We start from the raw sequence: 22,995 nt of genomic DNA, 5'->3' as shown, positions 1-22,995 counted from the left end.
TCCGGGGAACACCACAGCAGGAACCGATCAGTGGCCGAGCGGCCCCATCCGCAGGAACGCATCGACGAAGCCCTGGCGATCCGCTGCCAGCTGGGCGAGCACGCCGCCTTCGACGTATTGATCCGTCGCTGGTCCGGCCCCCTGCATCGCTACGCCGCGAGCATCGCCGGTTCCCGCGACGCCGGCGACGAACTGGTCCAGGACATCTGGCTGAAGGCGATCCAGGGCATCGGGCGCCTGCGCGACTGCTCGCGCTTTCGCGCGTGGCTGTTCGGCATCGCACACCGCACAGCGATGGACCGGTTGCGCCTGAAGTATGCCGCGCCGCCGGAACCGCATATCGACGTCGCGGAGCTGGCGTTCGAGGACGACAGCGTCGAACGCTCCGAGACCGCGCGACAGGTGGAACTCGGCCTCGCGCGGCTGCCTGTGGTCGAGCGCGACGTGCTGACGTTGTTCTACCTCCAGGAACTGTCCCTGTCCGAAGTATCCGCGGTGCTGCAGGTGCCCGTGGGGACGGTGAAATCCCGCCTGTTCCGTGCGCGCGCGCTGCTGCGCGGCACTTTCCAAGGAGAGACGCCATGAAACATCCAGAATGCCGCGACCGGATCGAGCAACTCGACCGTATCACCTCGCGGGCGCTGTCGATGCGCTCGCGCGTTGGCCACGTGGCGCTGTTGCTCGGAGCGCTCGCGATGAGCGTGCTGTTGGCTTCGTTGCTGGCCACGGAACGGGCCCTGCCCGCGCGCACGGGCGTTTCGTTCGCGGTGCTGCTCGCCGTCGGCCTGGCATGGGTGTGCTACGCGCTGTGGGTGCTCTCGAGCCGCCGTCCGCTGCTGGCGAACCATCGCATCGTCGCCGGGCGGATGAGCGTGGCGTTCACCACGCTGTTCACCGCGGGAGCGTTCGGCCTGGGGCTGTCCACCGGCAACGCCGCGCTGCTGCTCTCCGCCGGGCTCGGCGCTGCCATGCTGGTCGCGGCGCTGGCGCTGCTGGTGCGTGCGCACCGCCATCGGGCCGAGCTGTTGGCGCGGCTGCGGACCCTGCAGCAGGACCCCGAACCCAGGCGGGCTTGAGCACGCCTCCCTCCGGCCGACACGCTGGACGTCCAGCTGCGGCCCTGTCGCCGTGTAGGGACGAAAGCCGCATCGCGATGGATCGCTGCCGAGACCGGCCGCACGGTCGCCCTCCATCGGCGCGCCGAGGCGTAGCTCCCGCGGCGGGCGGGTTACCCTGCTCCCGACTTCCTCCAGTCCGGGGTCCGCGTGTACCTGTCGAGCATCCATCTGTATCCGGTCAAGTCCGGCGCCGCTTTCGATGCCGGAACGGCCGAGGTCGAGCCGCGCGGGCTGCGCCACGACCGCCGCTGGATGGCGGTGGACGGCGCAGGGCGCTTTCTCACCGGCCGCAAGCTGCCGCGGCTGACGCTGCTGCGGGCACGGCCGGATCCGGACGGCATCGTCCTCGATGGGCCCGGCATGTCGCCTCTGCGCGTGCCGAGGCCGGTGTCGGGGGAGACCCTGCGGGTCGGTGTGTGGAAGGACGAAGTGGCGGCGCGGGCCGCCGGCGCGGTCGCGGACGCATGGCTCAGCGGCTTCCTGGGGCAACCTGCGCGCCTGGTGCACATGGATTCCGCCGCGGAACGCCCCATCGTTCATCGCGGCGCTTTGCCGGGCGACGAGGTGAGCTTCGCCGATTCGATGCCGGTCCTGCTGGTCTCGCGCGCCGCGCTGGACGGGCTCAACGCCCGGCTGTCGCGACCGGTGTCGATGCTGCGCTTCCGTCCGAACCTGGTGGTGGACGGCGTCCCGGCGCACGCCGAGGACGGCTGGCACCGCATCCGCGTCGGCGACGTCGAGTTCGATATCGCCAAGCCCTGCATCCGCTGCGTCTTCACCACGGTCGACCCGGATCGCGGCGAGCGCGACGCCGACGGCGAGCCGCTGCGCACGCTGCTGGACTACCGGCGCGGCGACAAGGGCGCCTCCTTCGGCCAACTGCTGATTCCACGCGCTACGGGCACCATCCACACGACGGATGCGGTGACCGTGCTGGCGTGACCCGACGCGGGGTGCGGTCATGCGGCGCGGCCGCAGGAGTGCGCGGTGGGCGGCGGAGGTCTCCGAGGGATCGGCGGTGATTCCCGGCGTCGGCACCGGCGTGGGCTTTCGCGGGCATGGCCCGCTCCTACCGGCGGTGTCCCATGCGGCGGTACGGCGCGCGCGGCCGTCACGGTCCCTCGCGCGCCGCCGCGGTATACGGGGCCTCCGCGAGCGAATCCCCGGAGGACGCATGAGCCGCGAAGCGCGCCCGCGCGCCCGCCTTTATCGCATGGTGATGCCCGGACACCTGTGCCCCTACGGGCTCAAGGCCAAGTACCTGCTCGAGCGCAAGGGTTACGAGGTCGACGACCACTGGTTGACCACGCGCGCCGAGACCGACCGTTTCCAGGCCGAACACGGCGTCGACACCACCCCGCAGGCGTTCATCGAAGGCAGGCGGGTCGGCGGCTACGAGGACCTGCGCCGGCATTTCGGGCTGCACGTGCAGGATCCGGATGCGACCAGCTACCGGCCGGTAGCCGCCCTGTTCGCGATGACCGCGCTGATGGCGCTGGCGCTCGGCCACGCCGTCTTCGATGCAGCGCTGACCGTGCGCACGGCGGAGTGGTTCGTCGCTCTGAGCATGTGCACGCTGGCGCTGCTGAAGCTGCAGGATGTCGAGAGCTTCTCCAGCATGTTCCTCAACTACGACCTGCTGGCCAGGCGCTGGGTGCCCTACGCCTGGCTCTACCCTTACGGCGAGGGCCTGGCAGGCGTACTGATGCTCGCCGGTGCGGGGCTCTGGCTGGCGGCGCCGGTGGCGCTGTTCATCGGCAGCGTGGGCACGGTGTCGGTGATCAAGGCGGTCTACGTCGACCGGCGCGAGATCCGCTGCGCCTGCGTGGGCGGCGGCAGCCGGGTCCCGCTGGGCTTCGTCTCGCTCACCGAGAACCTGATGATGGTGGCGATGGCGGTGTGGATGCTGCTCAAGGGGTCGGGGATGGTTGCCCCAGAGCCGTAGACGTAGCCGCTGCGACTGCGGCCGCTCCGGCGCGCGCCCGGGCGTCGGGCGGGCAGCCGCAGGCGGGAGCGGCCGCCTGAGCCGGCTAGTGCCCGAGCACCTTCGGCCCGGGGTCGGGAGACCGTGCCGCCGGAGCGCCGCCCCTCGTCGGTCTTCGCCCCCGGCTAGCTTCCCAGCAGTACCCGGTTCATCCGCTGCACGAACGCCGCCGGGTCGGCCAGCGGCGCGCCGGCGGCGATCTCGGCCTGCTCCAGCAGCAGGCTGGCCAGGTCCTGGGATTTAGCTTCGTCGGTCTCGGTCTCGACGCGCTTGACCAGGGCGTGCTGCGGATTGATCTCGAGGGTCGGCCTGCTCTCCGGGACCTCCTGTCCGGCCTCGCGCAGCAGGCGCACGAAATGCGGCGCCATGTCGTGGTCGGCCAGCGCCAGGCACGAGGGCGAATCGGTGAGGCGCGCGGAGACCCTGACGTCGGCGACCCGGTCGCCGAGCAGTCCCTTGAGCTTCTGCAGCAGGGGCTCGGCGGCCTTGGCGGCCTCGTCCTGCTTCTCCCTGTCGGCGGCGTCGAGCGGCAGCTCGCCCTTGGCGACGTGCTGCAGCTTCTTGCCGGCGTACTCGCGCAGCGAGCCGAGCATCCACTCGTCGATGCGGTCGGACATCAGCAGCACCTCGATGTCCCTGGACCGGAACGCCTCCAGCTGCGGACTGCCCGCAGCGGCGGCGTGGCTGTCGGCGGTGACGTACCAGATGGTGTCCTGGCCCACCGCCATGCGGCCGATGTAGTCGTCCAGAGAAACCGTCTGCGCGCCCCCCTCGCCCTTGGTCGAGGCGAAGCGCAGCAGCTTCGCGACGCGCTCCCGATTGCCTGCGTCCTCGACGATGCCCTCCTTGAGGGTGTTGCCGAACGCCTTGTGGAACGCGGCGAACTTCTCCGGCTCGTCGCGGGCCAGCTTCTCGACCAGATCGAGCACGCGCTTGACGCAGGCGCCGCGGATGCGGTCGAGCTGGCGGTTCTGCTGCAGCAGCTCGCGGCTGACGTTGAGCGGCAGGTCGTCGGCATCGACCACGCCGCGCACGAAGCGCAGGTAGCTGGGCAGCAGTTCCTCGGCGGCGTCCATCACGAACACCCGCTTGATGTAGAGCTTCAGGCCCTTGCGCTCGTCGCGCCCGCCCATCATCAGGTCGAACGGCGGCTGCGCCGGCAGGTACAGCAGCGTGGTGAAGCTCTGGCTGCCCTCGACGCGGTTGTGGGTCCAGGCCAGGGCGTCGTTGAAGTCGTGGCCCAGCGCCTTGTAGAAGCCCTGGTAGTCCTCGTCGGAGATCTCGGTGCGCGGCTTGGTCCACAGCGCCGAGGCGGAATTGACGGTCTCCCACTGCTCCGCGTCGGCCTCCCCGCCCTCGTCCGCCGCATCCTTCGGCATGCGGATCGGGAAGGCGACGTGGTCGGAATAGCGGTGCACCAGCGAACGCAGCTTCCAGCCGGCGAGGAACTCGTCCTCGTCGGGCTTGAGGTGCAGGATCACGGTGGTGCCGCGCGCGGGCAGTTCGACCGGCTCCAGGGTGTACTGCCCCTGGCCGTCGCTTTCCCACTTCACCCCCTCCTCCGCCGCGGCGCCGGCGCGGCGGCTGAGGACGGTGACGCGGTCGGCCACCACGAAGCCCGAATAGAAGCCCACGCCGAACTGCCCGATCAGGCGCGCGTCGGCCTTCTGTTCTCCGCTCATCGCCTCCAGGAAACGGCGCGTGCCCGAACTGGCGATCGTGCCGATGTTCGCCACCACCTCGTCGCGGCCCATGCCGATGCCGTTGTCGCGCACGGTCACGGTGCGCGCGTCCGCGTCCCAGCTCACCTCGATGCGCAGCTCGCCATCGCCGGACAGCAGCTCCGGGGCGGCGATGGCCTCGAAGCGCAGCTTGTCGCAGGCGTCGGAGGCGTTGGAGATCAGCTCGCGCAGGAAGATCTCCTTGTGCGAGTAGAGCGAGTGGGTGACCAGGTGCAGGACCTGGGCGACCTCGGCTTCGAAGCTGCGGGTCTCGGCGGCGACTTGGCTCATGGCGTGGCGTGTCCGGGGCTGGCGTCAGGCCCGGAAGATGGGTGCGCGGGCGGCGAATTCAAGTCCGGCCGCCGCACCGGACGAACCCGGACGTTGCCTGGCAGCGGCAGACCGTCGGCGTGGAACGCTGGGCGTGCCTGGCGGGTGTGCGCTCAGCCCCGCAGCGGCCACACCAGCAGCAGCATCGGGATGCTCACGGCGATCACCAGCAGCTGCACCGGCAGCCCGAGCCGCCAGTAGTCGCCGAAGCGGAAGCCGCCGGGGCCGAGGATGAGGGTGTTGTTCTGGTGTCCGATCGGAGTCAGGAACGCGCACGACGCGCCCACCGCCACCGCCATCAGGAACGGATCCGCGCTGACCCCGAGCGCGCCGGCCGCGCCCAGCGCGATCGGGCACATCACCGCGGCGGTGGCGGCGTTGTTCATCAGGTCCGAGAGCGTCATCGTCACCACCAGGATCAGCGCCAGGCCGACCACCGCATGTCCCTGGGCCACGGTGTCGAACAGGAACCGGGCGATCAGGCCGGCGGTGCCGGTGGATTCCATCGCGCCCGCCACCGGGATCAGCGCTGCCAGCAGCACCACCACCGGCCAGTCGATCGCGCTGTACACCTCGCGCGGCGGAACCGTGCGCAGCACCATCGACGCGAGCACGCCTAGTGCGAAGGCGACGGGGGCGGGCACCAGCCCCAGGGCCGCGGCGCCGATCGACAGCGCCAGGATCGCGGATGCGGTGATCGCCTTGCGCCGGTCTGGGATGCGCAGCGCGCGTTCGGCCAGCGGCACGCCGCCGTAGGTCGAGGCCAGCTCGCCGATCGATTCCGGCGTGCCCTGGAGCAGCAGCAGGTCGCCCTCGCGGAAGAGCTGCGAGCGCAGGCGGGTCATCGAGCGTTGGCCTTCACGCGAGATCGCGAGCAGGTTGATGCTGTAGTGGGTGCGCAGCGCCAGGTCGCTGGCCGAGCGCCCGGCCAGCGCCGAACCCGGAAGCACCGCGATCTCCTGCAACACCACCGAACTGGCGGGCGTGCGGTCGCCGTCCTTCTTCGCGTCCTTTTCCGCTGCCGCGTCGTCGCCGTTGCCTTCGCTGCCGGCCTCGCCTGCACCGTCCTGGTTCGCCCCGTCGCCTCGCGACCCGGGCTCGTGCGCGGTCCGGGCCGAGCGCGTTCCGGTTCCGTCGGGAGCCGCCCCGCGGGAAGCGTCGTCCGCGGACGCCACCTCCCCGTCCCGCGCCGATTCGTCCTCCCGGTCATCGTCGCGCAGTTCTTCCTCCAGCCGCAGCCCCAGGCTGGACAGCGCGTTGGCCAGCGAGTCCGCCTCGGCCTCGATCACGAGGATGTCGCCGGCGCTCACCCTGCGCATCGGATTGGGGGCATGGACGCGGAACTCGCCCTGCACCATGCCGACCACCTGGGCGTCGTGTTCCTCGAGCACGGCCTCGATCTCGCGCACGGTCCTGCCGACCGCCTTCGCGCCGTCGGGCACGCGCGCCTCGGTGAGGTAGGCCCCGGTGTCGAACCCTTCGGCGGCGGCGTTGCGGCGCACCGGCACCAGCTTCCAGCCGCCGAGCGCGATCAGCAGGACGCCGGCGACGGCCACGACGACGCCGACCGGCGCATAGTCGAACATCGAAAAGCCGCCGGCGCCGGCGCTGTCGCGGAATCCCGAGACGATCAGGTTGGGCGGCGTGCCGATCAGGGTGGTCATGCCGCCGAGGATCGACCCGAACGCCAGCGGCATCAGCACCTGCCCGGGGGCGAGCTCCTGCTTGCGCGCGATCTGCACCGCCACCGGCATCAGCAGCGCCAGCGCACCGACGTTGTTCATGAATGCCGAGAGCAGCGCACCGAGCCCGGTAAGCGCGGCGATCGCCAGCATCGGGCCGGCCGCGGCCGGCAACACCGCGCGCGCCAGCGCGTCGACCGCGCCCGACGTCTGCAGGCCGCGACTGAGCACCAGCACGCAGGCCACGGTGACGACCGCCGGGTGTCCGAACCCGGCGAACGCCTGCCCCGCCGGGACCAGGCCTGCGAGCACGCAGGCCAGCAGTGCGGCCGCCGCCACCATGTCGTGGCGCCAGCGCCCCCACAGGAACAGGCCGACGGTGGCCGCCAGGATGGCGAGGATCTGGATCTGGTCTGGGCGCATCGCATGCGTCCTCGGCACAGGACCGCACAGCCTAAACGTACTCGCGCCCGCGCGCTGAGGCGGCCGGGGGACGGGCAACGCCGAGGGCGGCGGATGGCCACGCCCGCCGGGCGATGCCGCGCGGGAGCCGGTCGTTGCCGCGGACGGCGCCCCGGACCGCCGTGCTCAGGCGACCGCGGTCAGCACCCCGGCTCGCGGCTCGACGCGGTTGCGGCCGCCGGCCTTGGCCAGGTACAGGCGTCGGTCGGCCTCGGCGAGCATCGCCGAGAGGTCGCCGCCGGTGGTGCAGACGCCGATGCTGATGGTCAGGCGGATGCTGCGGCCGTCGCCCAGCGGAATCGCCATCGCCTCGACGTCGGCGCGCAGGCGTTCGAAGTGGGCGCGGGCGGCATCGCCGCTCAGCCCCGGGACGAGCACTGCGAACTCCTCGCCGCCGAAGCGGGAAGGCAGGTCCTGCACGCGCGCGTGCCGGGCCACACGATCGGCCACCGCCTTGATGGCGACGTCGCCGGCGTCGTGGCCGTAGCTGTCGTTGATGTGCTTGAAATGGTCGATGTCGATCATCCCGGCGGCCAGCCCGCATCGTTCGGCCTCGAACATCTGCATGCCGCGGTCGAAGAAGTGGCGGCGGTTGGGCAGGCCGGTGAGGAAGTCGCGCGTGGCCAGGTCCTGCAGGGTGCCGATCAGATCGAGATTGTCGACGTTCTGCGAGACCCGGCAGAAGAACTCCTCTCGCGAATAGGGCTTGTGCAGGAAGTCGTTGGCGCCGTGCTTGAGGAACTGCGCCAGCAGCGAAGGCGATCCGGACCCGGAGATGCCGATGATCGACAGACGGTCGCGGGCATGGGTCGCGCGCAGGCGCCGGATCAGTTCCAGCCCGTCGATGCCCGGCAGCTCGTAGTCGCTGATCAGCAGGCGCACCGAGGTGTCCGCCGCGATCGCCCGCAGCGCCTCCTCGCCGGTGCCCGCCTCGACCACGCGGAATCCGTACATGCGCAGCAGCGAGGCGGCCAGCTTCCGCGCAGAGGGCGAATCGTCGACCACCAGCGCGCCGATGCGGCGGTTGCGGTCCAGGCGCTGCGCCAGCCACACCAGGTAGTCGATGTTGCCCGGCGTGTTCTTGAGCACGCAGTCGACCACCGGGCGCGCCAGGATCTCCTCGCGGGTGGCCTGGTCGTAGTTTCCCGAGACCACCACGGTGGGCACGCCGGCAGCGGCGAAGAAGTCGAGGATCGCCCCCGGCTCGGCATCGGCCAGCACCAGGCCGGTCAGCACCAGGAAATAGCGATCCGTCTCGGCCAGGGCCTCCCGCGCCTCCGCCAGCGACGCCACCACGGTCACCGGCAGGTCCAGCCGCTCGCCGACCGCGGTGGCCACCATCAGCGCGAACGAACGCGAGTTGTCCACGAGCAGGATCGCGTTGGCGCGCGGTCCGGACCGGGAATCTCTCGTTGCGACGCTGCGGATGACGGGATGCAAGGGGACCCCTCGGGAGCCAGGATGCCAGCCGGATATCGACCTCTGCCCGGGAATCTGTAGGTTTCCGCCCGAGGCGCTGCGCGAGGCCCGGCCGTTCCCGGGGCTCGGGGACGGGCACCGCCGCCCGTGGCGGAGGCTCAGGTCGCGCCCACGGCACCGGGCGCTCTTCCCGGCGCCGGGCGGTCCGGGTCCGCCGGGCAGCGGGTCCCGGACAGGACGATCGAGCCCTCGGCGGCGAGCGCCAGCGGATCGCGCTTGAGCCGGCGCATGAATCGGGCCGGCTCGCCGAGGTCGACCCCGGGGGCGCCCTGGATCGCCACCCAGCCGTCGCGGCCGCCGGCCTTGGCGAGGTAGACCGCGGCGTCGCAGACGTCGACCACCTGCTCCCAGCCGAGCCCGGCGACGTCGCTGCCGGCGAAGGGGAAGCGCGCCAGGCCCACGGAACAGGTCGAGTCGATGGCGGTCCCGGCGTCGTCGACGACGAAACGGGTGGCGCGCACGCGCTCGACCAGCCGGGTCGCCAGCGCGCCGCATTGCGCCGCCTCGGTGTGCCGGGCGACCAGCAGGAACTCCTCCCCTCCCCAGCGCACCGCGTAGTCGGACTCGCGGATCACCGCGCGGATCACTTCAGCGTAGGTGCGCAGCACGCGGTCGCCGGCGGCGTGGCCGAAGGTGTCGTTGATCCGCTTGAAGTGGTCGACGTCGACCATCGCGAAGATCATGTCGCGGTTCGGATGGGCTGCGCCGCCGGCGTGGCGGCGCCGGACTTCGGCGACGTCCGCGACGACCTGGTGCGCCAGGAAGCGGCGATTGCGCAGGTCGGTGAGGGGGTCGGTGAACGATGCATGCTCGAGCCGGTCGTTGGCCTGCTCCAGGGCCCGCGTGCGCTCGCTCACCAGCTGCTGCAGCGCCCTGCGCCTGGCCTCGACGTGACGGATCCGCAGTCGCACCAGCCCCCAGACCGTCAGCACCGCGAACAGCGCCAGCATCCCGCGAGCGAGCGGCGTCTGCCACGGCGGCGGCCGCACCTCGAACCCGAACGCCGCCGTCGACTGCGGCCAGGGCTGGCCGGCCTTGCGCGCCTGCGCCTCGAACACGTAGCGGCCCGGGCCGAGGTTCGCATAGGCGATCGGGCGGTTGGCGCGCATCTCCACCCAGGCCTCGTCGGCACCCCGCAGGCGGTAGCGATACAGCAGATCCGGGTTGCGCCGGAACAGCGGCGCGGAGAAATGGAACTCGAGGCTGCGCGAGCCCGCCTGCAGAGCGCCATCCTGGACGATCGGTTCGCCAGCCGCGAGCGCCTGATGGATCACCGCCACCGGCGCAGGGCCAGCGGTATCGCGCTCGCTGTCGACGTAGCGCATCAGGCCGTCGTTGGAGGCGAACCAGCGGTCGCCGGCGGCGGTTTCCAGCGCGGCGGTGGCGGCGCCCTCCTGGTCCAGCAGGCCGTCGTCGAGCCCGTAGTTGGAGAAATCGCCGCCGTCGAAGCGCGACAGGCCACGATTGGTGTACGCCCAGACGCTGCCCCCGCGGTCCACCAGCACCTGCCAGACGAAGTCGTCGACCAGGCCGTCGCGGCGGGTATGGCGGGAGATCGCGCCGTCGGCGGCGACGTGGAACAGGCCGTCGCCGTTGCTCCCGGCCCACGCACCGCCATGGCGATCGGGGGCGACGTCCCAGATGGTCTCGTCGCTGAGCCCGGCGGCAGCGTCGAACCGGCGCACCACGCCGTCGCGGTCGAGCCGCAGCAGCCCGCCCTGCAGCGCACCGAACCAGACGCGGCCATCGTCGCCGCGGTTGATGCTGATCACCTGCGCCTGGGCCAGCGCCGGCCAGCCGATGGGAACGACGGCGCCGTCGCGCAGGGTGGCCATCCCGCCCCGGGTGGCGACGAAGACGTCGCCGCCGGGCAGCGGCTGCAGCGCGCGCACGCCGTTGCCGGGCAGGCCATCGTCCTCGGTATAGAGCCGCAGCAGCCCTTCGCCCTCGCGCCAGTGCGCCAGGCCGTTGCCGGTCGCCAGCAGCGCCTCGCCGGGCGCGGGAAACTCGATGTCGTAGATGCGGTCGTCGACCAGCCCGTCCTCGTGGGTGATCCGGAACTGTTCGTGCAGCCGCCCCGCCGCATCCACCGCCACGACCTGCACGCCCCGGCGCGTTCCCAGCCACAGCCGCCCGCGCTCGTCTTCGGCGAGGGCGCGCACGAAGCCCTGCCACAGGCCGTCGCGCTCGCCGTAGCCGACGAAGGCGCCGTCGACCAGGCTGCTGAGGCCGGCATCGCTGGCGATCCACAGGATGTCCTCGCGGTCGCGGAGCACCGCATAGAGGTTGTCGTTGGCCAGCCCGCTCTCCTGCCCGAGCAGGACGAAGCCCTCCTCCTGTGCGTGGAGCAGGCCCAGGCGGGTAGCGGCGCGGAGCCGGCCGTCCGGGCCCAGGGCCAGGCCCCGCACCTCGAGCGCCGGCAGGGCCGGGTCGAGTCCGGGGGCGTCCGTCACCTGCCCGTGCCGGTACAGCAGCAGTCCGCTGTCGGTGCCGATCCACAGCCGCTCGCCATCGCGCAGCAGCGCGCGCACCCCGGCGCCGTCGCGCAGCGCCAGCATCGGCCCGGGGCCCGCCGGCCCGATGCGGCGCAGCCCCTGCCGGCCGCCCACCCAGACACCGCCCTCGCCGTCCGGGGCCAGCGCGGCCACGTCGTCGTCGACGACGGTCTCCGCGTCGGCGTTCCCCTCCGCGTCCCTGCGCAGCAGATAGAGACCCTCGCGGGCGCCGACCCATAGCGCGTCGCCGACGACCAGCAGCGCCTGCACGTTCGCCTGGGCGATCCCCGCGAGATCGGGACACTCGAAGCGCGCCCGCGGTGCCCGCAGCAGGCACAGCCCGCGGGACTGGCCGGCCCAGACGGTGCCGTCGGCCTCGCTGGCGATCGCCTGCACGGTATTGCTGCTGAGCCCGTCGGCGGTGGTGAACTGCGCGAACGCGCGACCGTCGAAGCGGCCGAGCCCGCCGAACGTGCCCGCCCACAGGAAGCCGTGCCGGTCCTGGTGGAGCGCCGTGACCTGGGCCTGCGGCAGGCCGTCCACCGCCGAATAGTGGCGGAACTGCTGCGGCTCGGCGCAGGCCGCGGTCGCGGCGCCCAGCAGCAGGGCGCACGTCGCCAGGCGCGTTGGCGCGCGGCGTGATCCGAACATGCGCGATCCTGGCGGCATGGCGTCGATGACCGGTCCAGGCCGTGGCCGCCCTGGGGGCGGCACGCGCGCGTCGCCGCGCACTGCGCTGGTCCGGGCGGTTCCTCCGGGCAATGGTCTCGTCCGGTGTATCGGCCGCCAGGCCGGATTCCTGACCCGCCGCAGCCAGGCCGCCGGGAGCCATCCGGGATCGACCCTGTCTCCCCGGCCAACCGGTGAAGGCCGTCAGCGGTCCGTCGTGGAGCGACACCGGCCGCGGCGAGGCGCTGGTCCGGTTCTCGCGCCGCAGGTCTTGACCGCGACTCGGCCGTCGCTGCACGCTTTTGCGCTCCTCCCCCGGGACCTCGGCATGCCAGCGCCCCGCACCGTGCATACCGCGCTGCAGATCGAGCTCGACCCCCTGACCGGTCCCGAGATCTCCGGGCTGCTGCGCGAGCACCTGCGCGACGTGGCGCGCCATTCGCCCCCGGAGAGCATCCATGCGCTCGACCCGGACGGGCTGCGCGGCCCCGGCATCACCTTCTGGAGCGGCTGGCTGGACGGAACGCTGGCCGGCTGCATCGCACTCAAGCAGCTCGACCCTGAGCACGGCGAACTCAAGTCCATGCGCACCGCGGCGGCCCACCTGCGCAAGGGCGTGGCGGCTGCGCTGCTGCGCCACGTGCTCGGCGAAGCGCGCCGGCGCGGATACCGCAGGCTCAGCCTGGAGACCGGCTCGATGGCGGCGTTCGCCCCCGCCCGCGCCCTCTACGCCGGTTTCGGTTTCGCGCCTTGCGGCCCGTTCGACGGCTACGTGGAGGATCCGTACAGCGTGTTCATGACCCGGATGCTGTGAGTCCGGCGCGGCGTCGCACTGAACGGTTTTCGAATGCGCCGCAGCAGCCGCCATCGCGACCGTGAAACGACCCTCGCGGCACCCATCTGGCCGCCGGACGGGGCTCTGTTCGGGCAGCGCCGCGCGATGCCCGCCCCTACCTGTCTACGCGCGAATCGGCTCCGGGTGCGACGCCGTCAGGGGGCGACCGATTGCGCGTGCCGGAACACCTGGTCCGGATCGTAGCGTCGCTTCACCTGCCGCAGCCTCGGCCAGGCGTCGCCATAGTAGGCATCGGCCCAGCCGGACCGCTGCAGATCCGCGTAGCCCTGATACGCGTGCCCGTTCGCGTGCGCGGCCAGGGCCGCCTGCGAGGCGTCCACCCAGCGGCGCGCGTGCTCGCGCAGGTCGACGGGCGCGCGGGCGCCGACCATCGCCGTATGCCGCACCAGCAGGCGTGGCCGACGGTGGTGGAAGCAGGCGTGCGCGTTCGGCCGCGCGTAGGCGCCGCCCCAGGGGACCAGTTCCAGCTCGCGGCACTGGGGAAAACGGCGGTCGGACTGGAAACGATCGACGAGGTGGCCGATCGCGTCCGCGTCCGGTGCCGCGTCGAAGAAATCCGAACGGGTGAACTGGAACCCGACGTCGCGGTACGGCCGGCTCGGCAGCCAGGCGTCGCCGGTCTGGTGATTCAACTGTCCGACCATGTACGCGGACGCGGCAGGGCCGGCCAGCTCCCAGGTCCGCAGCGCGGCGCCGTGCGGCCCGAGCGCGGCCCGCACCGTGGCGACCTGCGCGCGCGCGCCCACCCCCTCGCCCAGTACCACACCGAACAGTTCGACGTGGCAGGGCCGCTCCGGATCGTCCGGACAGTACAGGCCGATTTCCAGGTTCACCTCGTCCGACGCGTCCGGACCCCACGACAGCCACAGGGCGATCACGTCCGCCGCGTGTTCCATCGGCCAGACCGCTCGGCAGACCGTGGCCGGTTGGAGCGGGCGGGTCCGCAACGTCAGCGACGTCACGATGGCGAAGCCGGCGCATCCCGCGCCACGCAGCGCCCAGAACAGGTCCGGATGGCTCTCGGCCGATGTCGACAGCAGCTGCCCGTCGGCGGTCACGACCTGCATCGACTCGATCTGGTCGGTGGTCAGGCCGTGGCGGCGGCCGAGGAAACCGAAGCCGCCGGCGAGCCCGAGCCCGCCGACGGCGACCAGCGGGCAGCCGCCGGTGGGGATCGCGCGTCCGGCGGCGGCGAGAGACCGGCTGACGTCGCCGGCCAGCGCACCCGGCCCGAGCTTCACCAGGTCGCCCTCCGGCACCACCGCGTCCATCGGACCGGCATCGAGGATCACCGAATCGCTCGAGGACAGGTCGGCGAAACAATGCCCTCCGCTGCGCAGGGCGAAATCGAGACCGTGCTCGCGCAGGAATTCCAGGCACGTCCGCACGTCGTCCGGCCTGGCGCAGCGCAGCAGCCTTTCCGGGAACGCCAGCGGCCTGCCCGCGGCGAAGTGCTTGCTGGCGAGCAGCATCCTGTCGTCGCCGGCCGCGATCACCTCGCCCCGCATCCGTGCGGCGAGTCGCTCCCATGGCAGCCCGCGGGCCGGGTCGGCCGCGTCGCTCACGGTTCGCCCACGGGCTCGGGGCCGTGCATCCGCATCTGCAGCCGGTACAGCTCTGCGTAGCGTCCGTCCATGGCCAGAAGTTCGCGATGGGTGCCCTGCTCCACCAGCGCCCCGCGCTCGAGGAAGAAGATCCGGTCCGCGTTGCGCACGCTGGCCAGGCGATGAGTGATCATCACCACGGTCCGGTCGCGGGACAAGCCGCGAAGCGACTCGTACACGGCGTGTTCGGCACGGGCGTCGAGCGGCGCGGTCGGCTCGTCCCAGATCACCAGCGGCGCATCGCGGTACAGGCCGCGCGCCACCGCCAGGCGCTGCCACTGCCCTGCCGACAGGTCCTGTCCGCCGCGGAATTCGCGCGACAGCAGCGTGCGCCAGCCGTCGGGAAGGGTTTCGACGACCTCGGTGGCCCGCGCCTGCCGTGCGGCCTCCATGAGCGCGGCCTCTTCCGGATCGGTGCGCGCGTACCGCCCCAGGCGGATGTTGTCCTCGGCGCTGCGCGGCCAGCGGATCGGATGCTGCTGCACCATCACCACCCGGTCGGCCAGGCTTTCCGGATCCATCTCGCGGATGTCCACGCCATCCCAGCAGATCCGCCCGCTACCCGGCCGGTAGAGCCCCGCGAGCAGCTTGGCGAGCGTGGTCTTGCCGGACCCGTTCTCCCCGACCAGGGCGACCGTCTGCCCGGCCTCGATCGTCAGCGTGAGATCGCGCAGCGCCGTGCGGCCGTGTTCGCCGGGATAGCGGAAGCCCACGTTCTCGAGCGCGATCCGGCCGGGACTGGCCGGCGCGGCCGTGCCGCGGCGCGGCCGCGAGAGTGCCGCCGAGTTCTCGGTGAACTCCCGGTAGTCGCTGATGTACAGCCCCTTCTCGAAGAGTTCGTGCACCATCTGCATGAACATGCGCAAGGATCCCGACGTCGCGCGGATCGCGATCACCGCCGTGCCCGCCACCGCGAGGTCCAGCCACTGCTGGTGCAGCATCCAGCCCAGCGCGACGAACGTCCCGACCAGTCCGGCGCCGGACAGCAGGCGCCCCGACGTGGTGGCCCGCGCCTCCGCGATGCCGAGCCGCACCAGGTGGTCCTGGAGCTCGCCGGCGCAGCGGCGGAATTCGGACAGCACGTACTCCTGCGCCTGGTTCGCGCGGATCTCCGGCGCGGCCTCGCGCTGGGTCGCCAGCTCGCCCATCATCTGGGCGCGGCGCGTATACGCGATGGTGAGGGGCATGCCCCCGTATTGCAGCCTGGCCGCGTGCAGGGCGGCCCAGCCCTCGGGCAGCAACGCCAGCACCAGCAGCACCAGCAGCAGCGGGTGCAACAGCAACAGCGCCGCGGCGGCGCCCGCGACCGCGAACGCCGCGCTCAGCGCATCGACCAGGCAGGCAGTGGCGCCCTCCAGGTGCATGACGCCGCGATCGCGGGCCCGGTGCAGCTGGTCGTAGAAGCCGGGATCGTCGAACGCGGCCAGCTCCACGCCCAGGCTCGCATGGAACAACTCCTCCTCCGCAAGCCTGCGCACCTTCGGCACCAGGTGCGCCCGGGCATGCAGCACGGCGGCATCGAGGATCATCTTCACGACGTACACGGCCGCCAGCATCGCCAGCGCCGGCAACGCCGCCCGCAGCCGGTCCGCGTTGGGCACCGTCGCCAGCAGGCTCGACAGGATGTCGGTGGTGAGCAGCAGCAGGCCGGCGGTCGCCACGCCCGAGCCCAGCTGCGCGGCCAGGATCACCAGGGAAGACGTCGGGGCCGCCCTGCGCAGGATCCGCATCACCGGGCGCACCGCCATCCCGAGCCTGCGAGTGAGCGCCCAGAGCCCGGGGCGCGCCTGCGCCTCCTCCTCCAGCCGCCAATAGGGGACCTGCAGCTCCTCCGCCGTGGCCGGGTCGACGCTCAGACGAGGCCGCCCCCGGGCGTGAGGATGGTGGGCAGGCGGCTGTCCGGATGGGCCCTGAGCAACTGGTAGGCCACGCCCCCGACCCCCGGCAGCAGGCCGGGCACGAAGGCGTCGCGGGCCAGGCCGCAGGACGGGCCATGCTCCTCCAGGCTGGTCAGCAGGAGATCGAGCAGCCGGTCGCGGTGCATGCCGTCGGGGCCCTCTCCGGCGGCGATGGCCCGGTCGAGCAGCTCCCACGCACTGGCATCGCCATGGCAGGCGCAGTGGTTCCAGCCCAAGCCGAGGCGATGCGTCGCCAGGGCCGCGTCGCGCACCAGCGCGCGGGTGCGCCCGTCCGCAAGCGCCGGATCGAGGTCGAGGTGGGCCAGCCCGATGCCGACCGAGCCATGGCACCACGCCGCCGCCGTCCCGGTCCCGCCCTCGAGGTTGCGCAGGTCCCGCCAGTTGCGCTCGGTCGCATCGAACAGCGCGTCCTCGAAGGCGAACGCGCCGGCGGCGACCTCCGCGTAGCGTTCCTCGCCGGTGGCCCGTGCGAGCCGCTGCAGGGCCCAGCCGATCCCGGTGACGCCGTGGGCGAAACCGCCGACGCCCTCCGGCCACTGGCCGTGCACCCACCAGGCCCTGCCGTCGCGGCGCACCGCATGCGCACACAGCCGGTCGCCGGCTTCGCGCGCGAGCCCGAGGTGGCGGGAATCGCCGGAGATTTCCGCGAGCGCGATCAGCGGGACGATCGCGCCCGCGGCACCCGACAGCAGGTCGTGCACCTCGTCCGCGGCGATCGACACGGGCAGTTGCGCCGCCAGCGCTTCGGCGCGCTCGATGCCGCGCCCGCCGTCCAGTCCCCACTGCGCCAGCAGCAGGTGGGTCCAGATCTGCGATCCCAGCCCGATGTAGCCGCCCGGCGGGAGCGGCCTGACCTTGAGCCCCTGGCGCTGGAGCCGCTCGCGCTTGGCCTCGAAGAGCCCCAGCGTGCGCAGGGTGTCGTCGAGGACCGCGTCGAGCCCTGCGACGGGATCGGCGCGCCCGCCCGCGACTTCCTGCAGATACGCCCCGGCCAGCACCGCCAGCCCCGACATCCCGCTGTAGAGATCCTGCTGCAGCGGCTGCACCGACCAGCCGGTGGGGTCGAGCACCGGCGCGATCCAGGCGATGCTGCCGTCCCCGGCCCTGATCGAACGGTCCGCCATCGCCTGGACGATCGAGGCGGCCTGGCGCCTGCGCCGGGCGTCGAGATCCCCGCCGCGGCCGCGCTCGGGCAGCATCGAGGCCTCGTCCGGCATCCAGCCGTCGTTGATGTAGGCGCTGACCAGCGATGCCTGGATCACGCCCCGCTCGAGCCCGAAGTCGGCCGTCCGCCAATGCGCCAGGGACTGGTCGACGAGGTTGCCGCCCGGACCCCAGCGCGTGCCTCCGGGCCCGGAGTACACCCCTTCGCCGACGCATCCTGCGAAGAAGGGGATGTCGCCTTCCTCCAGGTCCATGATCTCGGCGTGAACGACCGCCGGATCGTCCGGGGCGGTGGCGACGTTGCCGGCCATCTTCCGGAGCAGTTCGAACGCGCGCTGCCGCGCGGGTTCCGGGTCGTGCAGGGAGACCGGGTGCCACAGCATGCGGCCGACCTCGGCATAGACTTCGGTCGCCCGCGGCACCACCCGCGTGTGGCAGGCGGCGAACGGCTCCAGCCGCGCCCGCAGCACGCCGTCGCGATCCAGGCGCTGGAGGGTCGCGGTCATCGCATCGAATCCGGCCAGCACCTCCGGCCAATACTGCGCCAGCGCCGGATGCTCGCTGGGGTGGTTCCTGGCGACCGGCGCAGCGACCAGCGTCGTGCCGATGCGGGCCTGGTCCGAGCCGGCGGAAAGGATGCCCGGCTGCGCGACCATCGGCTGCTGCCCCGGAAGCATGCCGAGCGCGGAACTGTCGATCCCGCGCCAGCCGAGGCCGACGCCGCGGCCCGGCAGCAGCCCGACGTTGAGCACGGTCCTCGCGACCAGGCCGGCGGCGCGGTCCTGCGCCTGGCCGTAGTCGGAGACCCTCGGCGCGAACACGGGGGTGAACAGCGTCTCGCAGTCCACCACGACCGGCTCGCCGCCGTGAGCGATCAGGTTCTCCGCGTGCAGGTCGCTGCCCGCGAGCAGGCGCATCAGCGCCAGCCAGTGGCCGATGCCGCGATAGAAGCCCCGCAGTTCGCCGTCGTCGCGCGCGTGGCGGTGCTCGATGAATTCCACCCAGCCGTGGTCGGCGCCGCTCCAGCTGCGCGGCACGCGCATGGTCACTGCACCTGCGTGCCGCTCCGCCACGAAGGCGATGAAGTCCGCCAGCGCTGCGTCCACCGCGAGCGAGCGCGGCTTGTAGACGGTCCGCCCGCCTTCGGCGCGGATCATCGCCACGGTCCTGCCGCCGCGATGGCTGTCGCCGGCGCCGAAGCGGAGCTCCAGCATTGCGCCCGGCGGCCCCCCCAGCAGCGCGGACAGGTGCTCGCGGTCGCGGACCCAGTGGCGGGCCAGCGCGACCGATGCCGCGCAGCGGTTGTCCAGGATCGTTTCGACGCGCGCGTGCAGCGGGGGGTAGTGTTCGGACAGGTCGTCCCAGAAGGCCCGCCGCGAAGAGATTTCCAGGAACTCGCGCCATCTGTCCCCGGCCGTGGCGGCGCGCAGGCGCCCGGTCACGCGGGCAGCGTTGAGTTCGAGTACGAGCAGGCGGCCGAGCTTGGCATGGAGCACGTCGCGCAACGCCTCGCGCGTTGCCTCGACGACGACGGCACGCTCGCCCGCCCGCAGCCCTTCGATGGAAGCGAGCCGGGTTGCCAGCCCGCCCATTGCGGGCGAGATCAGGCAACCCAGCGATGCATCGAAGTTTTCAGCGTCCGCGACAGGCGCCACAGACACCATGACGCCTCAGCAGCACATGCGCGTCAGCGAGCCCGAACAGGCGGTTCCGCACTGGCCGCTGCCGGTGCCGGTCTCGCACACGATGTCCGCCTCGGCGAACTCGCCCGACACGAACAGCGGACCCGCCGGATTTCCGGCCTGGGCATTGCTGCGCCACTGCGCGACGAGCTCGGCACTCTGGGAAGCGTTCTTCATCTTTCTCTCTCCTTGAAAAAATTGAGGGGAAAACGCGTGCCGGAAGCGCGCGCAGGCGCAACCGATACTGCTTCATACCCTTCAACCGTCACGCCTTGTGACAGCCCCGGCACAGCTGCAACCTACACACGGGCGACCCTTGCGACTGTGACACGGGTTGCAGAACCGGAGCGAGAATCGCGTCGGCGCGGCCGCGGCTAGCCGCGCTCGCGCGGCGATGTCCCGGTCTCGTCCGCCAGCCGCTCCAGCAGCCCGCAGAGGCTGCGCAGGTCCTGGGCATTGTGGGCGCCGACGCGGCGCAGCCTGGCTGCGCTGCCGCCGCGCAGGTACCCGAGCCATGCCGCGGGGGCCTCGGCGCCGGGCAGGTCGTCCTCGCGCAGCACCCCCAGCAGTTCGCGCTCGACGGTGGCCAGGCGGCAGTTCGGCCATACCCCGCGATAGCGGCGGCGCACCGGATGCAGGAGATCGATATGGCCGCAGGCCGGCAGCGGGTCGGCCTGACGCGCGAGCCGGTAGCGGGTACTGAGCAACGGCCGGTCGTAGCTCTTGCCGTTGTAGCTGAGCAGCACCGTGTCGTCCCCGAGCCAGCCGGCGAAGACGCGCAGCATCTCGCTCTCGGCGGCCAATGTGGCGATGCACAGCTGGCGCAGGCGCAGGCCGCCATCGCGCCAGTCGGCGGCACCGATCATGAAGGCGCGGGTGCCGGTGCCGCCGGCCAGGCCGGTGGTCTCGGTATCGAACGCGAGCAGGCGTTCGCGCGCCACCTCGCCCTGGCCGATGCCGTACAGCGACAGCGGCCCGCGCGCTTCCCAGGGCGTCCAGGTCTCGACGTAGCGTAGGCCTGGCGCGATTTCCACGCCGTCCAGCACGCGATCGGCCGCGGGCGCCGGCTGCAGCGGCGGCCGAGGCCGCAGGTCGAGCAGGCGCCGCAGCCTGGCGAGCGCTGCCTCGCGCGCGGGCGCGCCTCCTGTTCCTGTGTCGTTCTCCCGCACCGATTGCGGATCCGGCGCATCGGCGTTTGCCGCACAGGCCGCCAGGGAAGCAGCGGCCGCGGGCACGATGCGCACCAACTCGGTCGGCGGCGTCTTGACCACGGCGTCCATCGCCCCAGCGGCGACGGGGCTCCCACGAACGGCGGATGCCCCCGCGGCGCCCGCCTGCTGCCGCAGCCCGGCCAGACGCCTCGCCAACCGGCTCATGCCGCCTCGCGCAGCAGTTCCAGCACGCGCAGCGCATGGCGCTTCGGCGCGTCCGCGCCGTTCTCTTCCTGCGCGGCCAGCACCGGGCCCACGCAGGCAGGACAGCCGCCGGTGCAGGCGCAGCCGCGCACCAGCTCCACCGCGCGTGCGTGCAGTTCCGCGCGGCGCTCGTAGAGCGGCAGCGACAGTCCTACGCCTCCGGGGTAGTTGTCGTAGAGATACAGCGTCGGCGTGAAGCCGCGGAGGTCGTCCGGCGCACCCGCCTCGCCGCCGGCATTGCGCCAGCTGCCGCGCCCGGCCGCGTCGCTGCTGGCGAACCACGCGCCGTCGCCGCTGCCGACCGCCTTCTGCAGGTCGCGGCCCTCGGCCATCACCAGCAGCTGCGCCATCAGATGCAGCGCATGCGCGGCGCCCAGGAATCCGTCGAGGGCGTGCTGGCGGCTGCCGAACGCGGCATCCAGCACGCGCTGCGGCAACTGCCACCATGCGGCAGTGGTATGCAGCTCCTGGTCGGGCAGGGCGACCGGGCCGTAGCCGATGTTCTCGTGGGTATGGAAGCGGATCTTCTTGTAGCCGGACACCCGCCGCACCACGTGCACCTCGCCGTGGCTGGCGTCGCCTTCGCCCGCTGGCGCGGCCTCAGCCTGGTCGAGCACCTTGAGCCGGGTGTAGTCGATCGCGTCGGTGTAGTAGTCGACGTGGGTGCGGCGCACGTAGGCCTTGCGGCCTTCCCAGTCCAGGCGTTCGACCTGGAACGGCTCGGACTGGATCATGTGGATCGCGCCTTCGTACAGGGTGAGCGCGGCGGCGGAGTAGTCGACCTCGGCGAGGATGGTCTGGCGGCCGTCGGTGCGATCGACCACCACGAAGTTGCCGTCGGCCACCGAACGCAGGTTGACCGCCTGCGCCGGGTAGCTGTCGGCGATCCATTCCCAGCGCCCGTCCTCGCGGTGCAGCACGCCGCTCTCGGCCAGCACTTCCAGCCACGGGCCGGGCTCGACCGGTCCGAACGCGTCGCCGTCGGCGAACGGCAGCTCGAACGCGGCGCAGCGGATGTGGTCCATCAGGATCAGCGGCTGGTCGGGCTCGATCCGCGCGTGCTCCGGATTAGCGGCGGCGAAGAATTCCGGATGGCGCACGATGTACTGGTCCATCGGCTGCGAGCTCGCCACCAGCACCCCGAGCGAGGGCTTGCGGCGGCGGCCGGCGCGGCCGAAGCGCTGCCAGGTCGCCGAGACGCTGCCGGGATAGCCGTTGAGCACCACCACGTCGAGGCTGCCGATGTCGACGCCGAGCTCCAGCGCCGAGGTACTGACGATGCCGTCGATGTCGCCGGCGCGCATCGCCCGCTCCACCGCGCGGCGCTCGGTGGGCAGGTAGCCGCCCCGGTAGGCACGGATCCGCCGCGGCTTGCGCGGATCGTGGTCGAACACCTCCTTCAGGTACTTGGTCAGCACCTCCACCATCAGCCGGGACTGGCAGAACACCAGCGTCTTCAGCCCCGCCTTGATCGCGATCCGGGCGATGCGGTTGGACTGCGAGCGCGCCGAGGCGCGGATGCCCAGGCCCGGGTTCACCATGGGCGGGTTCCATAGCAGGATGTGCCGGTCGCCGTGGGGAGCGCCGCTCTCGGTCACCGCTTCCACCGGCGCCTCCACCAGCGCCCGGGCGTGCGCGGCGGCGTTGCCGATGGTCGCCGAGCAGAGGATGAACTGCGGCGCCACCCCGTAGAACGCGCACACCCGCTTCAGCCGCCGGACCACGTTGGCCACGTGCGAGCCGAACACGCCGCGGTAGGTGTGCACCTCGTCGATCACCACGTAGCGCAGGTTCTCGAAGAACTGCGCCCACTTGGTGTGGTGCGGCAGGATCGCCTGGTGCAGCATGTCGGGGTTGCTGACCACGATGTCGCCGTTGAGGCGGATCGCCTGGCGCGCATCGCCCGGGGTGTCGCCGTCGAAGGTGGCCGCGCGCAGGCCCAGCGCGCCGGCGCGGTTGAGTTCGAGCAGCTCGGCCACCTGATCCTGCGCCAGCGCCTTGGTCGGGAACAGGTACAGCGCCTTGCTGCCCGCCTCGAGCGCCGCCGCCACCACCGGCAGGGTGTAGCACAGCGACTTGCCCGAGGCCGTGGGGGTTGCCACCACGATGCTCCGTCCCGCCCGGCAGGCTTCCCAGGCCTGGGCCTGGTGGCTGTACAGGCGCTCCAGCCCGCGCGCGCGCAGGGCGGCGCACAGTCGGGGCGGGAGATCGGCGGGGAACGGCGCGAAGCGGCCTTCCCGGCCGGGCACCAGGAAGCTGCCGGTGATGCGTTCCCCGTAGCGGCGGGCCAGGCGCTCGGCGAGCGCGGTGCCGTCGCCGGCGGCGCGGGGACGGACGATGGGATGGTCGGCGGAGCGGAGGATCGCGTTCAAGGTCGGCCCGTGGCGGCAGGGAATGCCGTTGTAGGCCGGTCGC

At 72.3% G+C, this 22,995-nt stretch carries 15 protein-coding genes; 5 read left to right on the top strand and 10 right to left on the bottom strand.

Annotated features, from left to right (window positions below; all coding sequences use genetic code 11):
- Positions 1–30: 30 nt before the first annotated feature.
- The 4 genes from H0E84_RS17905 (at position 31) to H0E84_RS17890 (ending at position 3,063) form a co-directional block, all read left to right on the top strand.
- Entirely contained in the window at positions 31–585 is a 555-nt protein-coding gene (locus tag H0E84_RS17905; RefSeq protein ID WP_180680011.1) for a sigma-70 family RNA polymerase sigma factor, read from the top strand.
- Positions 582–1,076, top strand: a complete 495-nt coding sequence (locus tag H0E84_RS17900; protein ID WP_180680010.1) for a transmembrane transport protein — start codon at positions 582–584, stop codon at positions 1,074–1,076. The genes H0E84_RS17905 and H0E84_RS17900 overlap by 4 nt, the downstream gene beginning before the upstream one ends.
- 189 nt (positions 1,077–1,265) lie before the next feature.
- On the top strand, positions 1,266–2,060 hold the full coding sequence (locus H0E84_RS17895; RefSeq protein ID WP_180680009.1) for an MOSC N-terminal beta barrel domain-containing protein: 795 nt from the start codon (positions 1,266–1,268) through the stop codon (positions 2,058–2,060).
- 232 nt (positions 2,061–2,292) lie between these two features.
- Complete coding sequence (locus H0E84_RS17890) at positions 2,293–3,063, top strand: MauE/DoxX family redox-associated membrane protein (protein WP_180680008.1); 771 nt, start codon at positions 2,293–2,295, stop codon at positions 3,061–3,063.
- A gap of 164 nt (positions 3,064–3,227) precedes the next feature.
- Here H0E84_RS17890 and htpG read toward each other — a convergent pair whose 3' ends face one another.
- The 4 genes from htpG to H0E84_RS17870 all read right to left on the bottom strand — a co-directional run bounded on the left by htpG (position 3,228) and on the right by H0E84_RS17870 (position 11,922).
- A complete protein-coding gene (gene htpG, locus H0E84_RS17885; protein ID WP_180680007.1) occupies positions 3,228–5,114 on the bottom strand; it encodes a molecular chaperone HtpG in 1,887 nt (628 codons plus the stop codon).
- A 152-nt stretch (positions 5,115–5,266) separates the two neighbouring features.
- A complete protein-coding gene (locus H0E84_RS17880; RefSeq protein WP_180680006.1) occupies positions 5,267–7,258 on the bottom strand; it encodes an SLC13 family permease in 1,992 nt (663 codons plus the stop codon).
- A gap of 165 nt (positions 7,259–7,423) precedes the next feature.
- Positions 7,424–8,665: a diguanylate cyclase gene (locus H0E84_RS17875; RefSeq protein WP_425600505.1), complete on the bottom strand. Its 1,242-nt coding sequence runs from the start codon at positions 8,663–8,665 to the stop codon at positions 7,424–7,426.
- A gap of 209 nt (positions 8,666–8,874) precedes the next feature.
- On the bottom strand, positions 8,875–11,922 hold the full coding sequence (locus tag H0E84_RS17870) for a ligand-binding sensor domain-containing diguanylate cyclase (protein ID WP_180680005.1): 3,048 nt from the start codon (positions 11,920–11,922) through the stop codon (positions 8,875–8,877).
- 346 nt (positions 11,923–12,268) lie between these two features.
- Here H0E84_RS17870 and H0E84_RS17865 point away from each other — a divergent pair, with 346 nt between their 5' ends.
- Positions 12,269–12,754, top strand: a complete 486-nt coding sequence (locus H0E84_RS17865; RefSeq protein ID WP_180680004.1) for a GNAT family N-acetyltransferase — start codon at positions 12,269–12,271, stop codon at positions 12,752–12,754.
- A gap of 176 nt (positions 12,755–12,930) precedes the next feature.
- Here H0E84_RS17865 and H0E84_RS17860 read toward each other — a convergent pair whose 3' ends face one another.
- The 6 genes from H0E84_RS17860 to H0E84_RS17835 form a co-directional block, all read right to left on the bottom strand.
- Positions 12,931–14,361 carry an FAD-binding oxidoreductase gene (locus H0E84_RS17860; RefSeq protein WP_219339815.1) on the bottom strand — a complete coding sequence of 477 codons (1,431 nt, stop codon included), beginning with the start codon at positions 14,359–14,361 and terminating at the stop codon, positions 12,931–12,933.
- Positions 14,358–16,148 (bottom strand): ABC transporter ATP-binding protein, encoded by a 1,791-nt coding sequence (locus tag H0E84_RS17855; RefSeq protein WP_180680003.1) that lies wholly within the window; start codon positions 16,146–16,148, stop codon positions 14,358–14,360. The genes H0E84_RS17860 and H0E84_RS17855 overlap by 4 nt, the downstream gene beginning before the upstream one ends.
- A 104-nt stretch (positions 16,149–16,252) precedes the next feature.
- Positions 16,253–19,075 carry a type 2 lanthipeptide synthetase LanM family protein gene (locus H0E84_RS17850; protein WP_219339814.1) on the bottom strand — a complete coding sequence of 941 codons (2,823 nt, stop codon included), beginning with the start codon at positions 19,073–19,075 and terminating at the stop codon, positions 16,253–16,255.
- A gap of 78 nt (positions 19,076–19,153) precedes the next feature.
- Positions 19,154–19,342, bottom strand: coding sequence for a DUF6229 family protein (locus tag H0E84_RS17845; protein WP_180680001.1), 189 nt, complete (start codon positions 19,340–19,342; stop codon positions 19,154–19,156).
- Between the two features lie 197 nt (positions 19,343–19,539).
- Positions 19,540–20,541, bottom strand: a complete 1,002-nt coding sequence (locus H0E84_RS17840) for a ribonuclease H-like domain-containing protein (RefSeq protein ID WP_180680000.1) — start codon at positions 20,539–20,541, stop codon at positions 19,540–19,542.
- Positions 20,538–22,952 (bottom strand): DEAD/DEAH box helicase, encoded by a 2,415-nt coding sequence (locus H0E84_RS17835; protein WP_180679999.1) that lies wholly within the window; start codon positions 22,950–22,952, stop codon positions 20,538–20,540. The genes H0E84_RS17840 and H0E84_RS17835 overlap by 4 nt, the downstream gene beginning before the upstream one ends.
- Between the last annotated feature and the right edge of the window lie 43 nt (positions 22,953–22,995).

Source organism: Luteimonas salinisoli, from assembly GCF_013425525.1.
GTDB lineage: Bacteria > Pseudomonadota > Gammaproteobacteria > Xanthomonadales > Xanthomonadaceae > Luteimonas > Luteimonas salinisoli.
This window is presented reverse-complemented; position numbering and strand designations above follow the sequence as displayed.

Excerpts from the sequence above, each read along its gene's own strand:
- H0E84_RS17900 (WP_180680010.1), top strand. The coding sequence starts at position 582 with ATGAAACATCCAGAATGCCGCGACCGGATCGAGCAACTCGACCGTATC.
- H0E84_RS17890 (WP_180680008.1), top strand. The coding sequence starts at position 2,293 with ATGAGCCGCGAAGCGCGCCCGCGCGCCCGCCTTTATCGCATGGTGATG.
- htpG (WP_180680007.1), bottom strand. The coding sequence starts at position 5,114 with ATGAGCCAAGTCGCCGCCGAGACCCGCAGCTTCGAAGCCGAGGTCGCC.
- H0E84_RS17880 (WP_180680006.1), bottom strand. The coding sequence starts at position 7,258 with ATGCGCCCAGACCAGATCCAGATCCTCGCCATCCTGGCGGCCACCGTC.
- H0E84_RS17870 (WP_180680005.1), bottom strand. The coding sequence starts at position 11,922 with ATGTTCGGATCACGCCGCGCGCCAACGCGCCTGGCGACGTGCGCCCTG.
- H0E84_RS17865 (WP_180680004.1), top strand. The coding sequence starts at position 12,269 with ATGCCAGCGCCCCGCACCGTGCATACCGCGCTGCAGATCGAGCTCGAC.
- H0E84_RS17855 (WP_180680003.1), bottom strand. The coding sequence starts at position 16,148 with ATGGCGGTGCGCCCGGTGATGCGGATCCTGCGCAGGGCGGCCCCGACG.
- H0E84_RS17850 (WP_219339814.1), bottom strand. The coding sequence starts at position 19,075 with ATGGGCGGGCTGGCAACCCGGCTCGCTTCCATCGAAGGGCTGCGGGCG.
- H0E84_RS17845 (WP_180680001.1), bottom strand. The coding sequence starts at position 19,342 with ATGAAGAACGCTTCCCAGAGTGCCGAGCTCGTCGCGCAGTGGCGCAGC.
- H0E84_RS17840 (WP_180680000.1), bottom strand. The coding sequence starts at position 20,541 with ATGAGCCGGTTGGCGAGGCGTCTGGCCGGGCTGCGGCAGCAGGCGGGC.